Consider the following 16,266-nt stretch of genomic DNA (forward strand, 5'->3'; position numbering starts at 1 on the left):
TCGGCCACTGAGCATCGGCCTATCGTCGGCGTAGCTCGGACGGGCTATGCCCGAATTTCCGCCGGAACACGGTGCTGAAGTGTGACGAGCTGCTGAATCCCAGCTGGTAGGCGACCTCAGTCACCGACAACACGCGCTGCTCAAGTCGTGTCAGCATATCGTAGGACCGTTGCAGGCGCCGGTCGAGAATCCACTCCGACACCGACATGTCCGTAAGTCGAAAAAGATAGTGCAGGTGTCTGAGCGAGACCCCGTTGTTCCGTGCGATCTTCTCGAGCGAAAGGTCGTGGTCGGTGAGATGCTCCTCGATCCAGGCTTTGACAGAGCGCAGGCGGGCTTTCTGAGCCGTGGCGTCCTCGGAAAATTGGTCCTTGTCGCCCATGTCCAGGGCGAGAGCCAGAACATCCATCAGCTCGTCGCCGAGCCGCGACCTCGCCGCTTCATCGACTGACGATGCTTCCGATGCCAACGTCGAACAGAATTCGGCGGCGATCCGGCCAAGACCGCGTCCGGTCGCAATAGTCATCGCAACGGGAATCCGGTTCTCGGTGAATCGCGACGAAAATTCTTTGCGCGGAATCTCAAGGTAGAGGGATCTAACCTTCCCTACGCACTCCAGATCGTAGGCTTCGGCCGCGGAGAAGATTGCACCTACGTGGGGATTCGTATTCAGCGTCTGGCCTGCCTGCAGGACGTTGATCTTGCCCTGTTGAACGAATTCGACGTAGTAGCAATCCTTGTCGAGCCTGGCGATATGCCGCTCCCGTCGTGATATCCGTTGCTCCGACAGCAATACGTCGGTCATCGTCAGCACGCCAAATCGTGCTTCCCGGATGAAGCCCTGATAGTCGGACCGTTGCTCGGCCTCGACGTCGACATGGACATAGACGTCGCAAATGGCGCCTTGCCAGGCAGCGTAGCGCTTGGAAGGCTCAAGGCTTTCCGTTGTGAACACGAGCTCCATCGGTCATCCATCGCGAGCAGCCCAAGCTGCATTTTGCATCGCACAAGGACCGTTCCGCAATTCTAGTTGCCCAGCGGCTCTACGCAAGCCAACTTTGCGCGGCCATGCAAAAGCTTTGCGCTCCGAGGCAAGCGTCACTCGGGGCGGCAAGCTAAGAGAACAAAAATGGGAGGAAGCAGTCGCGGATGCCGATGCGGGCGTGCGTGATTTGCCGTGCCAGGGACTGCAGCAATGGGGGGAGGCCTGCCTTCACCGATGACGACGAGGTTCACGCGCCCTGTCGGCTCCATTGCTGACATCGTGGCGCTGGAGCGGCTGCCATATGACGCCCTCGTACCTGCGCGAAATCTGTATCACCTGTTCGAGGCGACCGCCCGATTGCATCCGGATCGGCAGGCACTGACCGTTCTGACACCTCGTGAATCCCGCGAAATCAGCCTCACTCACCGTCAATTGCTTGCCGACATATCCCGCGCGGCGAACTTGTTCAGGGCGTCCGGCATCAGGCCGGATGGACCGACCGTTGCATTCCTCTGCCCGAGCCTGCCGCAGGTCTTTCCGGCCTTGCTCGGAGCCCAGGTCGCCGGCGTCGCGAGCTCGATCAACTATCTGCTGAACGAGGACGCGATCGTCGATCTCCTCGACGCGCAGAATGCAGCGTTGCTTGTGATCCCTTCGGAAGCCGACGATCCGGCGCTCTGGCACAAGGCGAACAAGGTCGCCGCACGGGTCGGATCTTTGCAGAAGATTCTCGTTCTAGGCGAGAGTCGCGATGCGAACGGCCGAATGGCCGTCTTTGACGAAGCCGCTTCGAAGCACCGAGATGCGCTCGATTTCGAACCGTCAAATGATCGGCGGTCGGTGTGCGCGCTCTTCCACACGGGAGGGACGACCGGACGTCCAAAGCTCGTCCGCCTGACACATGGCAACCAGATCCACGCCGCATGGGGCTTCGCCCAGGTTCACGGGCTCGACGAGTTGGACATCGCGCTGAACGGGTTTCCGCTGTTTCATGTCGGCGGCACCATGACTGCAGGTCTGTCGATTCTCGCCGCTGGCGGCCACGTGATCATTCCGTCACCCTACGGTCTGCGCGTCCCGGAGGTCGTCCGCGACTATTGGTACACCGTCGCACGACATCGCGTGACGATCGTGAGCGGCGTGCCGACCTCCATTGCGGCTTTGGCGGAGGTGCCGATCGGGTCCTGCGATATCAGCTCGGTCCGGATGGCGCTGACTGGAGGTGCGGTGCTCCCGAAGGCGGTTGGTGACCGTTTCCAGGCCAGGACGGGAGTGAGGTTGTTCGAGACTTACGGGATGACGGAGACCGCGGCGGCGATCGCGTTCAACCCGGGTCGCGGCGAGCCGCTTCAGGGCAGCGTCGGATTCAGGGCGCCGTTCTCGCGAACGAAGATCGTGGCACTGGGCGACCCGGAGCTGAGGAAGGAGTGTCCTCCGCTCACGAGCGGGCTGGTGCTGGCCAAGGGCCCGCAGGTATTCCCCGGATATGTCGATCCCACGCACAATGTCGGCGTCCTGACCGACGATGATTGGATCGTGACCGGCGATATCGGCTACCTCACCGCAGACGAGCGGCTGGTTCTCACAGGTCGGGAGAAGGACCTCATCGTTCGCAGCGGCCACAACATCGATCCCGCCGCCATCGAAGATGTCGCCAATGCATATCCTGGCGTGCAAATGAGCTCTGCCGTTGGCATGCCGGACGCCTACGCTGGCGAGGTTCCGATTCTCTTCGTTGTGCCGTCGCCTCAGCAGACGATCGAGCTCGCGCGGCTCTGCGACTACCTCGAGCAGAATGTCCACGAGCCCCCCGCGCGCCCGAAGCGCGTGGTGGTGCTTGACGCGCTTCCAGTCACCGCCGTGGGCAAGATCTTCAAGCCGACGCTTCGCGATCTCGCCGTTCGGGAGAAGGTCAGGACGGAAGTCGATCGGATATTCGGTCCTGCAACCGCGGCAGACATCCAGGTCAACAAGGACGACAAGCTCAACACGGTCGTCTGCATTGCGGTCGAAACGATCGACGAGGTCGCGCTGGGCCGGCTTGCAGAGAGCCTGTCGGCGTTGCCGCAGACCTATCGCATTGAAGCGACACCGCCACGCGGGCGGGCGTAGTTGGGAATTGGTGAGAGCAAACGATGAAGCACTTTCGGCTTGGTCAACAGGAGATCGTGTTCGCCGTCTTCGCGGCGCTGTTCCTGGCCTTCTCGATCTTCCTCAAAGGCTTCCTGACCGCCGACAACATGCTGACCCTGCTGCAGAACGTCGCAGTTCTCGGCATTCTCGGCCTGGCGATGGCCGTTGTCGTCATCGGGCGCGGCATCGATCTGTCGCTCATCGCTGCCCTCGCGGTCCCCGGCGGGCTCGTCCTGCAGTTGGTGCAGAACGGTCATTCGTTGCCGGCCTCCTTGCTCGCCGCCGGCCTCCTGGCCGTCGCCATCGGTCTCGTCAATGGCTGGCTGATCGCCTATGCGGAGGTGCCGCCGCTGTTTGCAACGCTCGCGACTGGGCTGTTTGTTGCAGGACTTGGGCAAGCGGCGCTGTTCCAGCTCGACGTCGTCCAATGGAGCGACGGCATGGCGGGATTCGAGCGGCTCGGGCAGGGCAGCATCCTTGGCATTCCGACGTCGATCGTGATGTTTGCGATCGCCGCAATCGCTGTGTTCGTTCTGCTGCGTCAGACCCGTTGGGGGGCCTTTATCTATGCGGTTGGTGACAATCCGTTCGCCGCACGGGTGACCGGCATTCCCTCGCGCCCGATTGTCGTGCTGCAATATGTGCTTGCGGCGGTGATCGGCTGCTTTGCCGGTCTCGTGATGGCGGCATCCGTCAACTCGATGCCCACCCGGATCTTCAACTCGACCATGATCTATGACGTGATCCTCGTCGTCGTGCTCGGGGGCATCGGATTGTCCGGCGGCCGCGGTGGCGTCGTGAACGTCATCATCGGCACGCTGCTGATCGGGACCATGCTGAACGGCATGACGATTCTGGATATTCCCTATGCCGGACAGAACCTGATCAAGGGTGTCGTCCTGCTGATCGCGGTGATCACGGATACGATCTTGAATCCGCGAAATGAAGAAACAGCCCAGCAAGGCGACATCTAGCTCAGTCCGAAAAATGAAAACATCAAACGGGAGAAAACGACGATGCGCATGCATAGCCTAGCACTTGGAAGTCTTGTGGCGGTGACGCTCGCGGCGGCTGCGGCGCCGGCGCTCGCGCAGCAGGGGCTTGACGAGCCCTTTCAGAAGACCTTTCGCGAGGCGCTTGCCGGCAAGACGGTCGCCTACGTGCCGGTCGCCATGAATTTCGATCTGACGGAGGGCTGGTACGCGGGCCTGAAGAAGGAGCTCGAACCCTACGGCGTCAAGTTCGAGATTCGCGATCCCAACTGGAACACCAACGCGGGGGCGCAGGCTGTCACCTCGCTGATCTCTGAGAAGCCGGCGGTCATGGTGATCCACAATCCCGACGTCCAGACCTATGCCAAGCTGTTGCAGCGCGCCGAAAACGAAGGGATCTACGTCATCCAGATCAACATGGGATCAGCCTATCGCAGCTCCGCGTTCGTCGGCGCGAACTGGATCGAGATCGGCGAACGACAGACCGAAGGGGTGGTGAAGGCCTGCCAGGGCAAGTCGAACAAGATCGCGATCATTCAGGGGGCGCTGTCCGCGGCCGCCAGTGCCTACACACTCAAGGGCGTCGAGAACGTTCTCGCCAAGCATCCTGAAATCAAGGTGGTGTCGAGCCAGGCGGCCGATTGGGATGCGGCGAAAGCCAAGGCCATCACGCAGACCGTCCTGAAGCAGAATCCCGACCTGTGCGGCATCGTGGGCTTCTGGGATGGCATGGATATCGGCACTGCCGCCGCGATCAAGGAGGCCGGGCTCACCGGCAAGGTCTTCCTGGCAACATCGGGCGGTGGAGAGCGCAAGGGCGCCTGCGAGCTCGTGAAGAACGGCTCGTTCGATCTGAACATGAGCTACGACGTGCCGACGCAGGCGGCGCAGATGGCCGGAACGATCAAGTGGCTGCTGTCCTCGGGGGTGAAGGCGGGCTCGGTCAAGGGCTTCGAATACAGCACGCTCATTCCGATCACCAAGGAGAACGCAGACTCCCAGACGTCGTGCTGGAACCTCTCCGATCTCAAGAAGTGACGACGCTCCGCGGCGCGCGTTCCGGCTCGGCCGGGACGCGCATCAAGACGATTGCATAGGCAGTACCCATGGAAGGCAGATGCGCGAGACATTGACTCGGCTGCGATATCGCTACTGGCCCGACCATCTCCTCGGCGAGATCTTGTCCAAGAGGTGGACCGAAACCGCCGTTCCTGTGCTTCTGCTCCTGATCGTCGGCTTCGCATTGAGCCGGGTCCTGGAGCACTTTCTGTCCCCCGCGAGTCTCGCCGACACTGCGCGCCAGGCCGGAGAGATCGGTTTCATCGGTCTCGGAATGGGGCTTGTGGTCATCGTCGGCGGCATCGACCTGTCGGTCGGGTCGATGTTTGCCCTGACGGATTTCTGCGCGCTCTATCTCCTGGACGTTCTCAATTGGCCCGTTCCGGCGGTGGTCGTCGCGACCATGGTCGTCGGCGGGCTGCTTGGCGCCGTGAACGGGGTCTTGATCGGATATCTGAGACTTCGCGCCTTCATCGCCACGCTGATCACGCTGATCATCTATCGCTCGGCGTTCGATCTGCTGATCCAACGCTATTCGAACGCCATCGCGTCATCGCTTCCAGATATCCCCTCGTGGGATTTCATTGGCGGCGGGGATGTTCTGGGAATCCCGAGCGTCGCGCTGCTCTATGTCATCGTCGCCATCGTCGGCCATGTCTTTCTGACGCGGCTGCGGCCCGGCTGGCACATCACGGCGATCGGCGGATCGCGCCGCTCGGCCTACAATTCCGGCATTCCGGTGCGGCGGACCATCGCGCTCTGCTACGTCGCGAGCGGCGTTCTGACCAGCATCGGTGCGTTGTTCTTTGCCGCCCGCCTCGGAACCGTGGGCGGCGACATCGGCGTCGGCCTCGAGGTGATCGTCCTGACTGCAACCGTCCTCGGCGGGATCACACTGGGCGGTGGCAAGGGTTCGGTCGTCAAGTCGCTGGTCGGTGTGCTCATCGTCCTCCTGATGACCAACGGCTTGACCGCGATGAACGCGCGTGGCGGCGTCAACCGCATGGCGCTCGCGACGATCCTCCTGGCGGCCGCCATGGTCGATATACGCTGGCAGAAGAACCGCAACCGGATCATCAGCAAGGTCTACGTTGCCCCGACCTATCATGCGCTGCCGCCGCCACCCCCGACCGAGATCGGCAAGGGCGGGCCGTTCGAGCAGAACGACAAGCTTCGCGATGTGTCTCTCATCGGGCTCGGACGGATCGAGGCGCCGGAGGATGTCATTCTCGACCGCAACGACGTGCTCTATGCCGGCTCCCGTCACGGTGACATCATCCGGTTCTTTCCGCCGGACTACGAGCGGATGGAGGTGTTCGCCCATATCGGCGGCCAGCCGCTCGGAATGGCGTTCGACCGCCAGGACAATCTGTATGTCTGCATCGGCGGCATGGGTCTCTACCGCATCACGCCCGACGGGACCGTGGAGAAGGCCACCGACGAGACCAACCGCAGCCTGTATTCGGTGAATGACGACAGCCGTCTGCGGCTCGCCGACGACCTCGACATCACCGATGACGGACTGATCTTCTTCTCCGAGGCGACCGTTCGCTACGAGATGGACGAGTGGCCGGTCGACGGGCTGGAGGCGCGCGGCAACGGTCGCATCATCTGCTACGACACGAAGAGTGGAACGACCCACACCGTGCTGCGCGGACTTAAGTTTCCGAACGGCGTCGCTGTTGCCAGCGACGGTCAGTCGATCTTGTTCGCGGAGACCTTCGGCTGCTCGATCAAGCGATACTGGTTCGCTGGTCCGAAGAAAGGCGCGGTCGAGACCGTCATGGACAATCTGCCGGGCTATCCCGACAACATCAATCTGGCGTCGGATGGCAACTATTGGCTGGCGCTGGTCGGCATGCGCAGCCCTTCGCTCGACTTGGCGTGGCAGATGCCGGGCTTCCGGCGGCGCATGGCCAAGCGGGTGCCGATCGACGAATGGCTATTTCCGAACATCAACACCGGGTGCGTCGTCAAGTTCAACGAGCAGGGCCAGATCCTGGAATCCCTCTGGGACCTCAAGGGCGTCAATCATCCGATGATTACCTCGATGCGGGAACACCGCGGTTATCTCTATCTCGGCGGTATCGCCAACAACAGGATCGGGCGCTTCAAGCTGGAGAACGCCGATCCAGACTTCGTCCACTACGATACACGCTGGAGGAGGCATTCGTGATCGCCGCCATCCGTGAATTCGCAAACCGCTTGCTCGGCCGCGGCGATGCGACCATCACCGTTCCGTCGTTCGACGGGGCGCTGAAGGCCAATCAAGTGCTGGAGGCAGCCGAAACGCTCCTCGAATGTGAAGCACCGGAGGATATTGCGTCCGACGGCCGCTCCCTTCTCATCGCCGACGGCGCGCGACTCCTGCGTTGGGCCGGATCGTCGCCTACGGAGATCCGCAGATTCGCGCGGCCGATCTCCGCGTTGGCGATGCTTCCGTCCGGCGGTCTCGCCGTTGCGATTGGCGGCACTGAGGTTCATTTCTATGACGACATCACCGCCAAGACCCCGGTCTCGACATTTACCGGTGAGTTGCGCGCCGTCAACGCGCTTGCGCCCGCAGGCGACGGCACCCTGATCGCAACCGATGGTTCGTCATCGTATGAGGTCGGCGATTGGGCGCGCGACCTGATGGAGCTCGGTGATACCGGCCGTGTCTTCAGGCTCGATCCGCGGACGCAGACGATGCAGCAGCTTGCGGGCGGGCTTCGCTACGCCTTCGGTGCCGTCGCAAACGGCAACGACGTGCTGGTCAGTGAAAGCTGGCGGCACCGTCTGGTCTCGATCGCACCCGGCGGCACGCGCACGGTCGTGCTCGGTCACCTGCCGGTCTATCCCTCCCGGCTTGCACCGGCGCATGGCGGCGGCTTCTGGCTGACGGCCTTTATCGCCCGCACGCAATTGGTCGAGTTCGTGCTGCGCGAACCGGCCTACCGGCGTCGCATGATTGCTGAGATCGAGCCTGACTATTGGGTGGCACCACGGCTCAGGTCCGGCCAGTCCTTCAAGGAACCGCTGCAGGGAGCGCACATCAAGACCATGGGTGTCATGAAGCCGTGGGCTCCGCCACGGTCGTACGGACTCGTCATCCGGCTCGGTGCCGACGGACTGCCGGTTTATTCGCTTCATAGCCGCGCTGATGGCGTCAATCACGGCATCGTCGCTGCCGTCGAATACGGCGGCGACCTCGTCATGATCGCAAAGGGGCCGGGCAGGGTGCTCAGGCTGCCCCTTGCAACCCTTGGCCAGGAGGTCCTTCCATGAGCGAGATCATCCTGTCCCTGTCGAAGGCAACCAAGCTGTATGCCGGCGTGCCAGCGATCGAGGGCGTCGATTTCGAGCTGCGGCGGGGCGAGATCCACGCGTTGGTCGGCGAAAACGGCGCAGGCAAGTCGACCTTGACCAAGGTCATGGCCGGTGTCGTGGCCTTGACGTCAGGTGCAATGACGGTCGATGGCGTCGCGGTGTCTCCCAGAACGCCGCTGGAGGCGCGGCATCTTGGCATCGCAATGGTGTTTCAGGAAAACAGTCTGGTGCCGACGATGACCGTGGCGCAAAACCTGTTTCTCGGTCAGGAGCGATTCTACAATCGGCTGCGCGGCATCTACATCGCGGCTCAGCAGTTCCTCCAATCTCTCAATTTCGACGTCGCGCCGACGGCGACCGTCGGCGGCCTGGGCGCGGCCAAGAAGCAGATGGTCGAAATCGCTCGCGCCGTGCTGCACAAGGCGAAAGTCATCATCTTTGACGAACCCACGGCGACGCTTACGCCAGAGGAGAAGAAGTATTTCTTCGATTTGGTGCGGGATTTGAAGAGGCGCGGTGTTTCGATCGTCTTCATCTCGCACGCGCTCGAAGAAGCCTTGCTGTTGGCCGATCGCATTACTGTCCTGCGGGACGGCAAGCACGTCGTCACCGACGACGCCTCGGGATTCGATCGAGCGCGCATCGTTCAGGCCATGGTCGGACGAAACCTCTCAAATACGCTCTATGGTGTGCGGAAGGACAAAGTGCGCCCGGCCGGCAGGCGCGTGTTGACAATACAGAATCTCAAAATGGCGCCGATGGTCAGGAACAACTCATTGTCGGTGTTCGCGGGCCAGATCACGGGCGTGTTCGGACTGGTCGGCTCGGGCCGAACCGAGACTTTTAAGATCGTCTCGGGTATTCTGAAGCGTGATTTCTTTCACGGTGGAGAAATTCTGCTCAACGACAAGTCTGTGCGATATCGCGTGCCCGCGCCGGCCGTGAAAGCCGGAATCGCCTACATCACCGAAGACCGCAAAGTGGAGGGCTTTTTCGAGACGGCCTCGATCGCGCGCAACATCTATTTGGGTCTGCTTGCCAAGTTTCCGGAAGGGCGAGCCTGGTTGTCGCGTCGTGAAAGAAATGGGGTCGGCAAGACCTGGATCGAACGTCTCAAGGTTCGCGCCATCGGCGACGAGGTCAAGGTTGTCGAGCTTTCCGGCGGCAATCAGCAGAAGGTTGTCATCGCTAAATCGTTGATTCAGGATCCGGAGCTGATCATCTTCGATGAGCCGACGCGCGGGGTCGACGTCGGGGCCATCGTCGAAATTCACGAGTTGATCAACAGGCTCGCCGATGAAGGCAGAGCTGTGGTCGTGATATCCTCCTATCTGCCGGAAATTATAGCGCTATCCGATCGGATCCTGGTATCAAGGCAAGGCAAGGTCGTCGAAGAATTCTCGGCGATCGAAGCGACCGAAGAGAAGATCATGTATGCCGCCATCCACTGAACTGCGCGCGGCCTCCAATCGATCAGATCCCTTCAAGCGCACCGACGCCTTACTCGAGACACTCCCGATCGGCGTCACGGTTCTCTCCCGGCTCGGGGATCCAGGGCAACCTCGCCGACGAGGCGCTCGGGCTTGGCATTCCGTGTGGACTCCTGGCCAAGGCGACGCGTGAGCGCCGTCAACTCTGCAGGTCCTTTGCCTTGCTAAAGCGGCCCGCGTCGATATCCCAGGCGACTCTCTGCACTCGTCATCGAGATGCATGTCTGCTTGAATCGCGTTGCACGTGGTGGCGCGGGAGCGGTCGTGGTCGTCTGACGCGCTGACCGCGCGACGATACCTGCAATCGGCAGCAATTGGTTCTCGTCACGGCCTCTTGGACTGGTCGTGCCTGCCGGCCTTTACGACGTTGTGCGGGCGCGGCGTGGTCGGAACATCCCTGGTTCGTGCTGCCGCCTTCCATCGGTCTTTCGCCTACGAACTGTCCCCGCCAGTCTCGCTGCAAGACGTGACCCCGAGCGGCCCCCGCGTTCAGCGTGGTCGGGATCACAGGAGCGTAGAGCTCTCGCTGCCCTCGTTCTCGAGGAGCTTGATGCGGATCGCTAGCGTTGAACGACAAGGCGTCGAGCTCCATCGGAAAGATAGTCGGGACTCTGCTCGAACCGGCTGGACCCCCTTTCGGATCTCGACTGTCCCAGGCCTTTCGCCGGGCATGACGGACGTTTGGCAGCCAGGGCACACATCGGCACACGCTTTTCTTCTCGGTGGCTTCTGATCTTTCGCCTGATCATCCCGATCTCTTGTGCAGCCTCAGTGCACCATGTCTCTCCCGTGAACTGATCAGGCAGTGACGCACCTTGCCTCGTGATGGCTTGATCTGGCCGAAGGCCGGCTGGGCCTCGATCGCCTGAGCGCAACGCCGCCGGCCAACTTTCTTCCCCTGGACGGAACGTCCATTCCTCGCGGGACAAGAAAGTTGGCCGACGCCGTCCTCCGCTGCCGCTTCAGCCCTTCGGGTGCGCCGTCGCTCGCCGTTCGTCCGATATGCGCCATCGAGGCCGCGGTGGTCGCGGCCCGAACCAGCCAAGGAGAGACAACATGGCTTCCATCGGTTCCTTCAAGAAGGTCGGCGACGATTTCCAGGGCGAGATCATCACCCTGAGCCTCAAGGCCAAGGGTGTACGCATCGTCCCCGAAGCCAACCGCTCCAGCGAGAACGCGCCCAGCCACCGCGTCTATGCCGGGCGGGTCGAGATCGGCGCCGCCTGGGCACGTCACTCCGAGGAGGGACGCGACTATCTCTCGCTCAAGCTCGACGATCCTTCCTTCAACGCCCCGATCTACGCCAACCTGTTCGAGGACGAGGGCGGCGAGGGCTACACGCTCCTCTGGTCGCGGCCGCGCAAGACCGCCGAGTGAGCCGATCGCGCTCCGTCCGGATCTGCCGGGCGGAGCGCATCGCAGTCGGCCGGCCGCTCCGACTGCGCGGACTGTTCCTCGCCGGCCTGACCTTTGGGAGCAGGCGAGGCGTCATTGCGCCAGCGAGCAGTTGCCGTCGGCCAGAGGGCGAAATGCGCGATCGGCCGGGACCGTGGCAACCACCTTGTAGTAATCGAACGGCTTTTTCGATTGCCCCGGCTCCTTGACCTCGACCAGATACATGTCGTGCGCGACCCGTCCGTCGACGCGCACGATCGTCTTGCTAAACAGCGGATCATCAAAGGCGCCAGCGTCGCGCATTGCCGCGATCACAGCTGCGCCGTCCTTGGCGCTGCCGACCTTCTCGACGGCCCGCAGATAGCCAGCGTGGTGGAATAGGTGCCGGCCTAACTCATCGGGCGCACTTTGCCGTTGCTGCGCCTGGCGAACCGCTCAGCGAAAACTCGAGTCTTGTCGTTCAGGTCCCTGTAATAGGCGGTGGTCAGCATGAGCCCTTTCGCCGCCTTCAGGCCGAGCGCATGGATGTCGCTGATGAAGAGCACCAGGCCGACCAGCTTCTGTCCGCCGGCGACGATGCCGAACTCGCCGGCCGTCTTGATCGCGTTGATCGTATCGGTGCCGGCATTGGCGAGGCCGATGATCTCCGCCTTCGAAGCTGGTCGAGGCCTTCACACGCTCGATCCCGCTGGGTCGCATCGGCCAGCCGGATGATCTGCCCGGCGCCATTCTGTTGTTCGCCAGTGATGACGCGGCCAATATGTTGCATAAAACGGGGGCCCGGGCCGTGCAGGAGGAGGGGCTGACGACCCAGCAATGGGCGGTGCTGGGCGCGCTGTCCCCGCCCGAAGGCACGGAGCGGAATGAGCGGCGGCGACCTTGTCGAGTACCTCAGGGTCAGCCGGCGAGAATCTCGCGGGACTCGTCGGCCGTATGGCGCGGCGGACACGTGACGATCGCTCAGGACGAGCGCGACCGAGATCAAGGCTCGTCATGGACGGATACTGGTCGCCATGTCTGGCAGACGCTCGCGCTACCGAAGATCCATACCTACTACGATCACGTGCTGGCGGATATTTCCGTCAACGACACGGTGCACGGTCTGCATGATCTGCTGAAGATCCTTGAAAACATGAAAAAGCTCGATGAGGGCGACAATCAATCCGAAGACGAACAGACCTGAGGCAACAAAGATCGAACCGCTGCACTATCCTTCAGCCGAGCATGTCGGAGACAGATGCAGAGAACATAATCGATAAACCTCGCTAAAGGCGGGGAATCTCTGAGTTGAGCTGCTAGTAATCGTTCGGCTGACTCGCCGCTCTCAACGAGCTCCTGCACGCTGGTGTTAGCCGAGGAATGGATTGATCAGTTGGCGAAATCGTCTTCCCCTTGGCGGAGCCTCGTGCGACGATCTTCAGAGCGATCGAGCGCCAGATGAGCAAATTGTCCGACGTCGCGTTCGTGTCTTTGCGTACCGGATCTCGCTGCTGAACCGACGCCGCCAAGGAAGCGATCGTCAATGCGGCTCGCGAATGCTAAGAACATGCGAGCGATAAGCGCTGCATCGAGGAGCCTCGCGGGGGAATGGAAACATCGAAGAACAGATTGCCTGCCGGAGGGTTCGCCCGGCTGGTCCCCGAGTTGGACGTGTTTGATTTGCAGCGGAGCGAGGCGTTCTGGTGCAGAATACTCGGTTTTCAAATCGCATATCAGCGACCGGCGAACCGCTTCATGTACATAGAGTTGCAGGGCTCTCAGCTCATGCTACAACAGCGAAACGGCAATTGGGAGACTGGGAATCTTGAGCGTCCGTTGGGACGCGGGATTAACTTCCAAATGTTTGTCAACTCGGTCGCTCCCCTCGTCGAAGCCCTGAGGGGAGCGAATTGGCCATTTTTCAGAGACTGTCACGATGCTTGGTACGAGATTACGGGCGAAGAGCGGGGCAACAGGCAATTTCTGGTGCAAGACCCTGATGGTTACCTCCTCCGTTTCGCAGAAGATCTAGGCAGAAGGTGATCGGTGTGACAACGTCTCTCGCGTACTGCGCGATCATTGCAGGAACCGTGCCGAGAGCCCACAGACGATGCTGGCTTCGGGTCAAAGCCGGCCTTGGGGCGGTCCTACGGCCCACTTCCGATTGTAGCCCGAAAACAGACGGCCTGCGAGGGCTACCGTTAGGTCCAAGATGGGCCAAAAGCAGTTCTGCCGTTTGCGTTCCGCTTGGTCCGGTAATGAGCCTTTCGGTGTGCAGATCGGCCTTCTCTCAACTCACAACTAATGCTTCGGGCGCCTGGTCTGCTGACGAAACTGCCCAAGTTGCTCTTCCAACAAAGCTTCCGTAGCGGCGCGAGCTTTTGGATCATTATCAATCAAGTTGAAATGAATGTCCGCTCTTCGAGCAACACGCTCCCATATCTCGCTTACGCGATCGAATGGCGGTTCAATGCGCCTCAACATCATCTCAGATTGGCAATCATCAAGGTCTTGCGACGTGAACTCGTTTGAGCCGTCGGCCCAATGGTTCATCGCAAGTACCCAGAAATCAACCAACTCGGCATCTGGCAAAAGCTGAAAGCGCCTTCCGCGCTTCGTGTAACCTTGGACCTTTTCGAGGCGTTCATGCTTCAATAAAGCTTCAATTTCGTCACGCCGGTCAGTCACTATGCAATCCTTAAAGCATAAAGACGGTATCTATATACGAATCGCTTATCTCAGTACCACATCAACGGTGGAACTTCTAGCCTACGTTGAGCGTTTTGCCGCGCTCTCTCTTCTCCCTCCAGTTTTTGCGGCGAGCCTGCCGCATGAGTCGATTTGTCCTCGATCGGGGTGGGAGCATGACGGGTCTACTCGATGTGAGGGTCGGTAGCTTCCGGTTTGGGTCCAATTCCGGACGTCGACGTGGCTGCAGTGGGCTCCGCCTCGGCCTGTTGCACTTCGATGACGTCACCGTCGCGAAGCCGACGCGTCCAATATTGCGACCGCGCTTTCCACTCGCCGCTCGCGGCTAGCGGGGCGCCGGTTTGGGGATCGCGCACGCGTACGACGCCGTCCGCCGCGGGCGGCGCTGGCTTCAGAAAGATATTGTCCATTATCCACCTTGCAGATTGTCGGCGGCCGACTGCACCGGTTCGGTGCTGATGGCGCCGGGTTGCGGGACCGCCTTGATGGCGACCATATCGAGGTTGACGCGTGTCGGCATGACCGACACGGCGCGCGCCATGCCGAGCGCGAGACGGTGCAGATAGGTGGACGGCCCGAGCTGCGTCGCGATCGCCTTGAGCGCGGCCGGGAGCCGGTCGAAATCCGCGGGCGGCGAGGCCGGCGCCGGGTCGTAACAGGCCTCCTTCACCCGGATGCGGCCCCGGATCGTCCGGGCCGCGAGGCGGTTGTTTTCCTCGCCCGAGCGATGCTTGATGGTGGAGTGCCACTCCTCGAACGGCAGCTTGACCATTTGCCGGAACAGCGCGCCGGTCGGCCCGAAATGCAGCGCGTGAAAGATCTGATCTTCGAGCACGCCGAGCGAGGCCTCGACCGCCGCATCGGTGTCGGCATAGTCGACGATGACCTTGCCGTCCTGATGGAAGTTGGCGACGTCAGAGATCTCGAACACGAGATCGACCTCACCCTTATAGAAGGCGGGGCCAGCCTGCGCGATCTGGCGAGCGACGAGTTTTCCGTGAACACGGCGATCAGCGGGCGCTTCTCGTCGTCGGTGAGGTCATCGAACGGATCGATGCGCGAGTCCGAGACATAGGCACCGGCAATGGTCGGCCAGGGACCGCTGCTCGGCAGCAGCGCCGAGGGGCGCAGCGCTTCCAGCGCCGTCAGCCGCAGAAATTCGCGTGCCAGCATGGTTAGATCCCATTGAGCGTGAGCCGGACAAAGCCCGGCGTCGATGGCAGCACCTCGTGAATGCGGAAGCGCCGCCCGGTCGCCTCCTGGGTCACGAGGTCGCCGGTGCGCGGGCGCCAGGCCAGACGCGACAGATCGAGCGAGACATAGGGCCGATCGGTCGCATGCCCAGCGCGCTCCGGCTTGACGCCAGCTTGTGCGAACGCCCCGGCACCCGCGCGGGCGGCGGACTCGCCGAACGGGCACAGCACGTGCTCGACCACGGTGCGCGCCGGATCGGAGATCAGCGGCGCGTCACGATCGGTGTCGTATTTCATCGGAGCGAACGTAAAGTGCTCGCCCTGGATACGGTCATGCGTCACCGCCGCAGCGGCGACCGCACGCGCGAGCGGTGACGGCATGATTTCAATTCCGGTTGAATAATTCCGTCATGCGCGGCCTTGGCCTGCGCATCCACGTCTCTCTTCTCAGATGGGCCACAAGCAGACGCTTATCCGTCGCAAGGGTCCGTTTACCAGCACCTCGAAGCCGTTCGATGAGCCAATCAACGACAGTCGCAACTCGCTATCGATATTGATACTCTCGGTGAATGCGGGGTCGATAATGCTCAGAGTTTTCCGAGGTGTGAGTCTGCTTTGCTTATGCATCGTGGGGGTTGCCATCGTTGTAGCGCCCTTGGAGTTTGTCGCTTACCCTATACTGAAATCCATCGGGTGCAGCTTGAGCGAGGGACAGCAAAGCTTCACCTGCGGAGGTGGCTGGGTCGGTCACTTCATTTCGACCGTTCTTAACCTGCCGATACTGTTCTCTGACGCGCGAGAGTTTACGTTCGGGGCGGGAGCGTCGTTCGGGCGCGGATTTGCGGTCTACCTGTTCGACGCGATTTTCATTCTCGCGCTGGCATATCCCCTACTGATACTCTTTGCGCAGAAAGGCGGCCGCCGAAGCAGCTAACGTCGGCAATGGGTCGATTTCGTTGAAAAAGTCAGCAGTTGCGACGCAGAGATATCGGTGATTCAGTCTGTCTAGTGGGCAGGACTGA

Annotated in this window: 15 protein-coding genes and 1 pseudogene; 9 read left to right on the forward strand and 7 right to left on the reverse strand. The window is 61.5% G+C overall.

All coding sequences use genetic code 11. The features are described from left to right. Positions 1–19: 19 nt before the first annotated feature. On the reverse strand, positions 20–964 hold the full coding sequence (locus QW863_RS35265; RefSeq protein WP_315718536.1) for an AraC family transcriptional regulator: 945 nt from the start codon (positions 962–964) through the stop codon (positions 20–22). 255 nt (positions 965–1,219) lie between these two features. Between QW863_RS35265 and QW863_RS35270 the strand changes: the two genes are divergently transcribed. From QW863_RS35270 to QW863_RS35300, 7 genes are all read left to right on the forward strand, one after another. After that, on the forward strand, positions 1,220–3,097 hold the full coding sequence (locus QW863_RS35270) for an AMP-binding protein (protein ID WP_315718537.1): 1,878 nt from the start codon (positions 1,220–1,222) through the stop codon (positions 3,095–3,097). 23 nt (positions 3,098–3,120) lie between these two features. Continuing rightward, complete coding sequence (locus tag QW863_RS35275) at positions 3,121–4,092, forward strand: ABC transporter permease (RefSeq protein WP_315718538.1); 972 nt, start codon at positions 3,121–3,123, stop codon at positions 4,090–4,092. Between the two features lie 42 nt (positions 4,093–4,134). Beyond that, positions 4,135–5,148, forward strand: coding sequence for a sugar ABC transporter substrate-binding protein (locus QW863_RS35280; RefSeq protein ID WP_315718539.1), 1,014 nt, complete (start codon positions 4,135–4,137; stop codon positions 5,146–5,148). A 79-nt stretch (positions 5,149–5,227) separates the two neighbouring features. Beyond that, positions 5,228–7,345: an ABC transporter permease gene (locus QW863_RS35285; protein ID WP_015663991.1), complete on the forward strand. Its 2,118-nt coding sequence runs from the start codon at positions 5,228–5,230 to the stop codon at positions 7,343–7,345. Beyond that, positions 7,342–8,436: a hypothetical protein gene (locus tag QW863_RS35290; protein ID WP_315718540.1), complete on the forward strand. Its 1,095-nt coding sequence runs from the start codon at positions 7,342–7,344 to the stop codon at positions 8,434–8,436. Before QW863_RS35285 ends, QW863_RS35290 begins: the two co-directional genes overlap by 4 nt. Next, entirely contained in the window at positions 8,433–9,929 is a 1,497-nt protein-coding gene (locus tag QW863_RS35295) for a sugar ABC transporter ATP-binding protein (protein ID WP_315718541.1), read from the forward strand. The genes QW863_RS35290 and QW863_RS35295 overlap by 4 nt, the downstream gene beginning before the upstream one ends. A gap of 1,095 nt (positions 9,930–11,024) precedes the next feature. Then, on the forward strand, positions 11,025–11,345 hold the full coding sequence (locus QW863_RS35300) for a DUF736 domain-containing protein (RefSeq protein WP_315718542.1): 321 nt from the start codon (positions 11,025–11,027) through the stop codon (positions 11,343–11,345). 111 nt (positions 11,346–11,456) lie between these two features. On the opposite strand, the gene QW863_RS35305 is transcribed toward QW863_RS35300, so the two are convergent. Both QW863_RS35305 and QW863_RS35310 read right to left on the reverse strand, forming a co-directional pair. Beyond that, a complete protein-coding gene (locus QW863_RS35305; protein ID WP_315718543.1) occupies positions 11,457–11,666 on the reverse strand; it encodes a hypothetical protein in 210 nt (69 codons plus the stop codon). 86 nt (positions 11,667–11,752) lie between these two features. Further along, positions 11,753–12,007: an ABC transporter substrate-binding protein gene (locus tag QW863_RS35310; protein ID WP_315718545.1), complete on the reverse strand. Its 255-nt coding sequence runs from the start codon at positions 12,005–12,007 to the stop codon at positions 11,753–11,755. A gap of 107 nt (positions 12,008–12,114) precedes the next feature. Here QW863_RS35310 and QW863_RS35315 point away from each other — a divergent pair. Continuing rightward, positions 12,115–12,546: pseudogene (locus QW863_RS35315) on the forward strand (MarR family transcriptional regulator); the annotation flags it as partial. A gap of 404 nt (positions 12,547–12,950) precedes the next feature. Then, positions 12,951–13,385, forward strand: coding sequence for a bleomycin resistance protein (locus QW863_RS36110; protein ID WP_409978008.1), 435 nt, complete (start codon positions 12,951–12,953; stop codon positions 13,383–13,385). 258 nt (positions 13,386–13,643) lie between these two features. On the opposite strand, the gene QW863_RS35320 is transcribed toward QW863_RS36110, so the two are convergent. The 4 genes from QW863_RS35320 to QW863_RS35330 form a co-directional block, all read right to left on the reverse strand. Further along, positions 13,644–14,030: a hypothetical protein gene (locus QW863_RS35320; protein ID WP_315718666.1), complete on the reverse strand. Its 387-nt coding sequence runs from the start codon at positions 14,028–14,030 to the stop codon at positions 13,644–13,646. A 185-nt stretch (positions 14,031–14,215) separates the two neighbouring features. After that, entirely contained in the window at positions 14,216–14,461 is a 246-nt protein-coding gene (locus QW863_RS36115) for a DUF2635 domain-containing protein (RefSeq protein WP_409978007.1), read from the reverse strand. Beyond that, positions 14,461–14,982, reverse strand: a complete 522-nt coding sequence (locus QW863_RS35325) for a hypothetical protein (RefSeq protein ID WP_315718665.1) — start codon at positions 14,980–14,982, stop codon at positions 14,461–14,463. Before QW863_RS35325 ends, QW863_RS36115 begins: the two co-directional genes overlap by 1 nt. 244 nt (positions 14,983–15,226) lie before the next feature. Then, positions 15,227–15,625, reverse strand: a complete 399-nt coding sequence (locus tag QW863_RS35330) for a hypothetical protein (protein ID WP_315718664.1) — start codon at positions 15,623–15,625, stop codon at positions 15,227–15,229. Positions 15,626–16,266 lie beyond the last annotated feature (641 nt).

It is taken from the genome of Bradyrhizobium sp. SZCCHNR1017 (genome assembly GCF_032381375.1).
Lineage (GTDB): Bacteria > Pseudomonadota > Alphaproteobacteria > Rhizobiales > Xanthobacteraceae > Bradyrhizobium.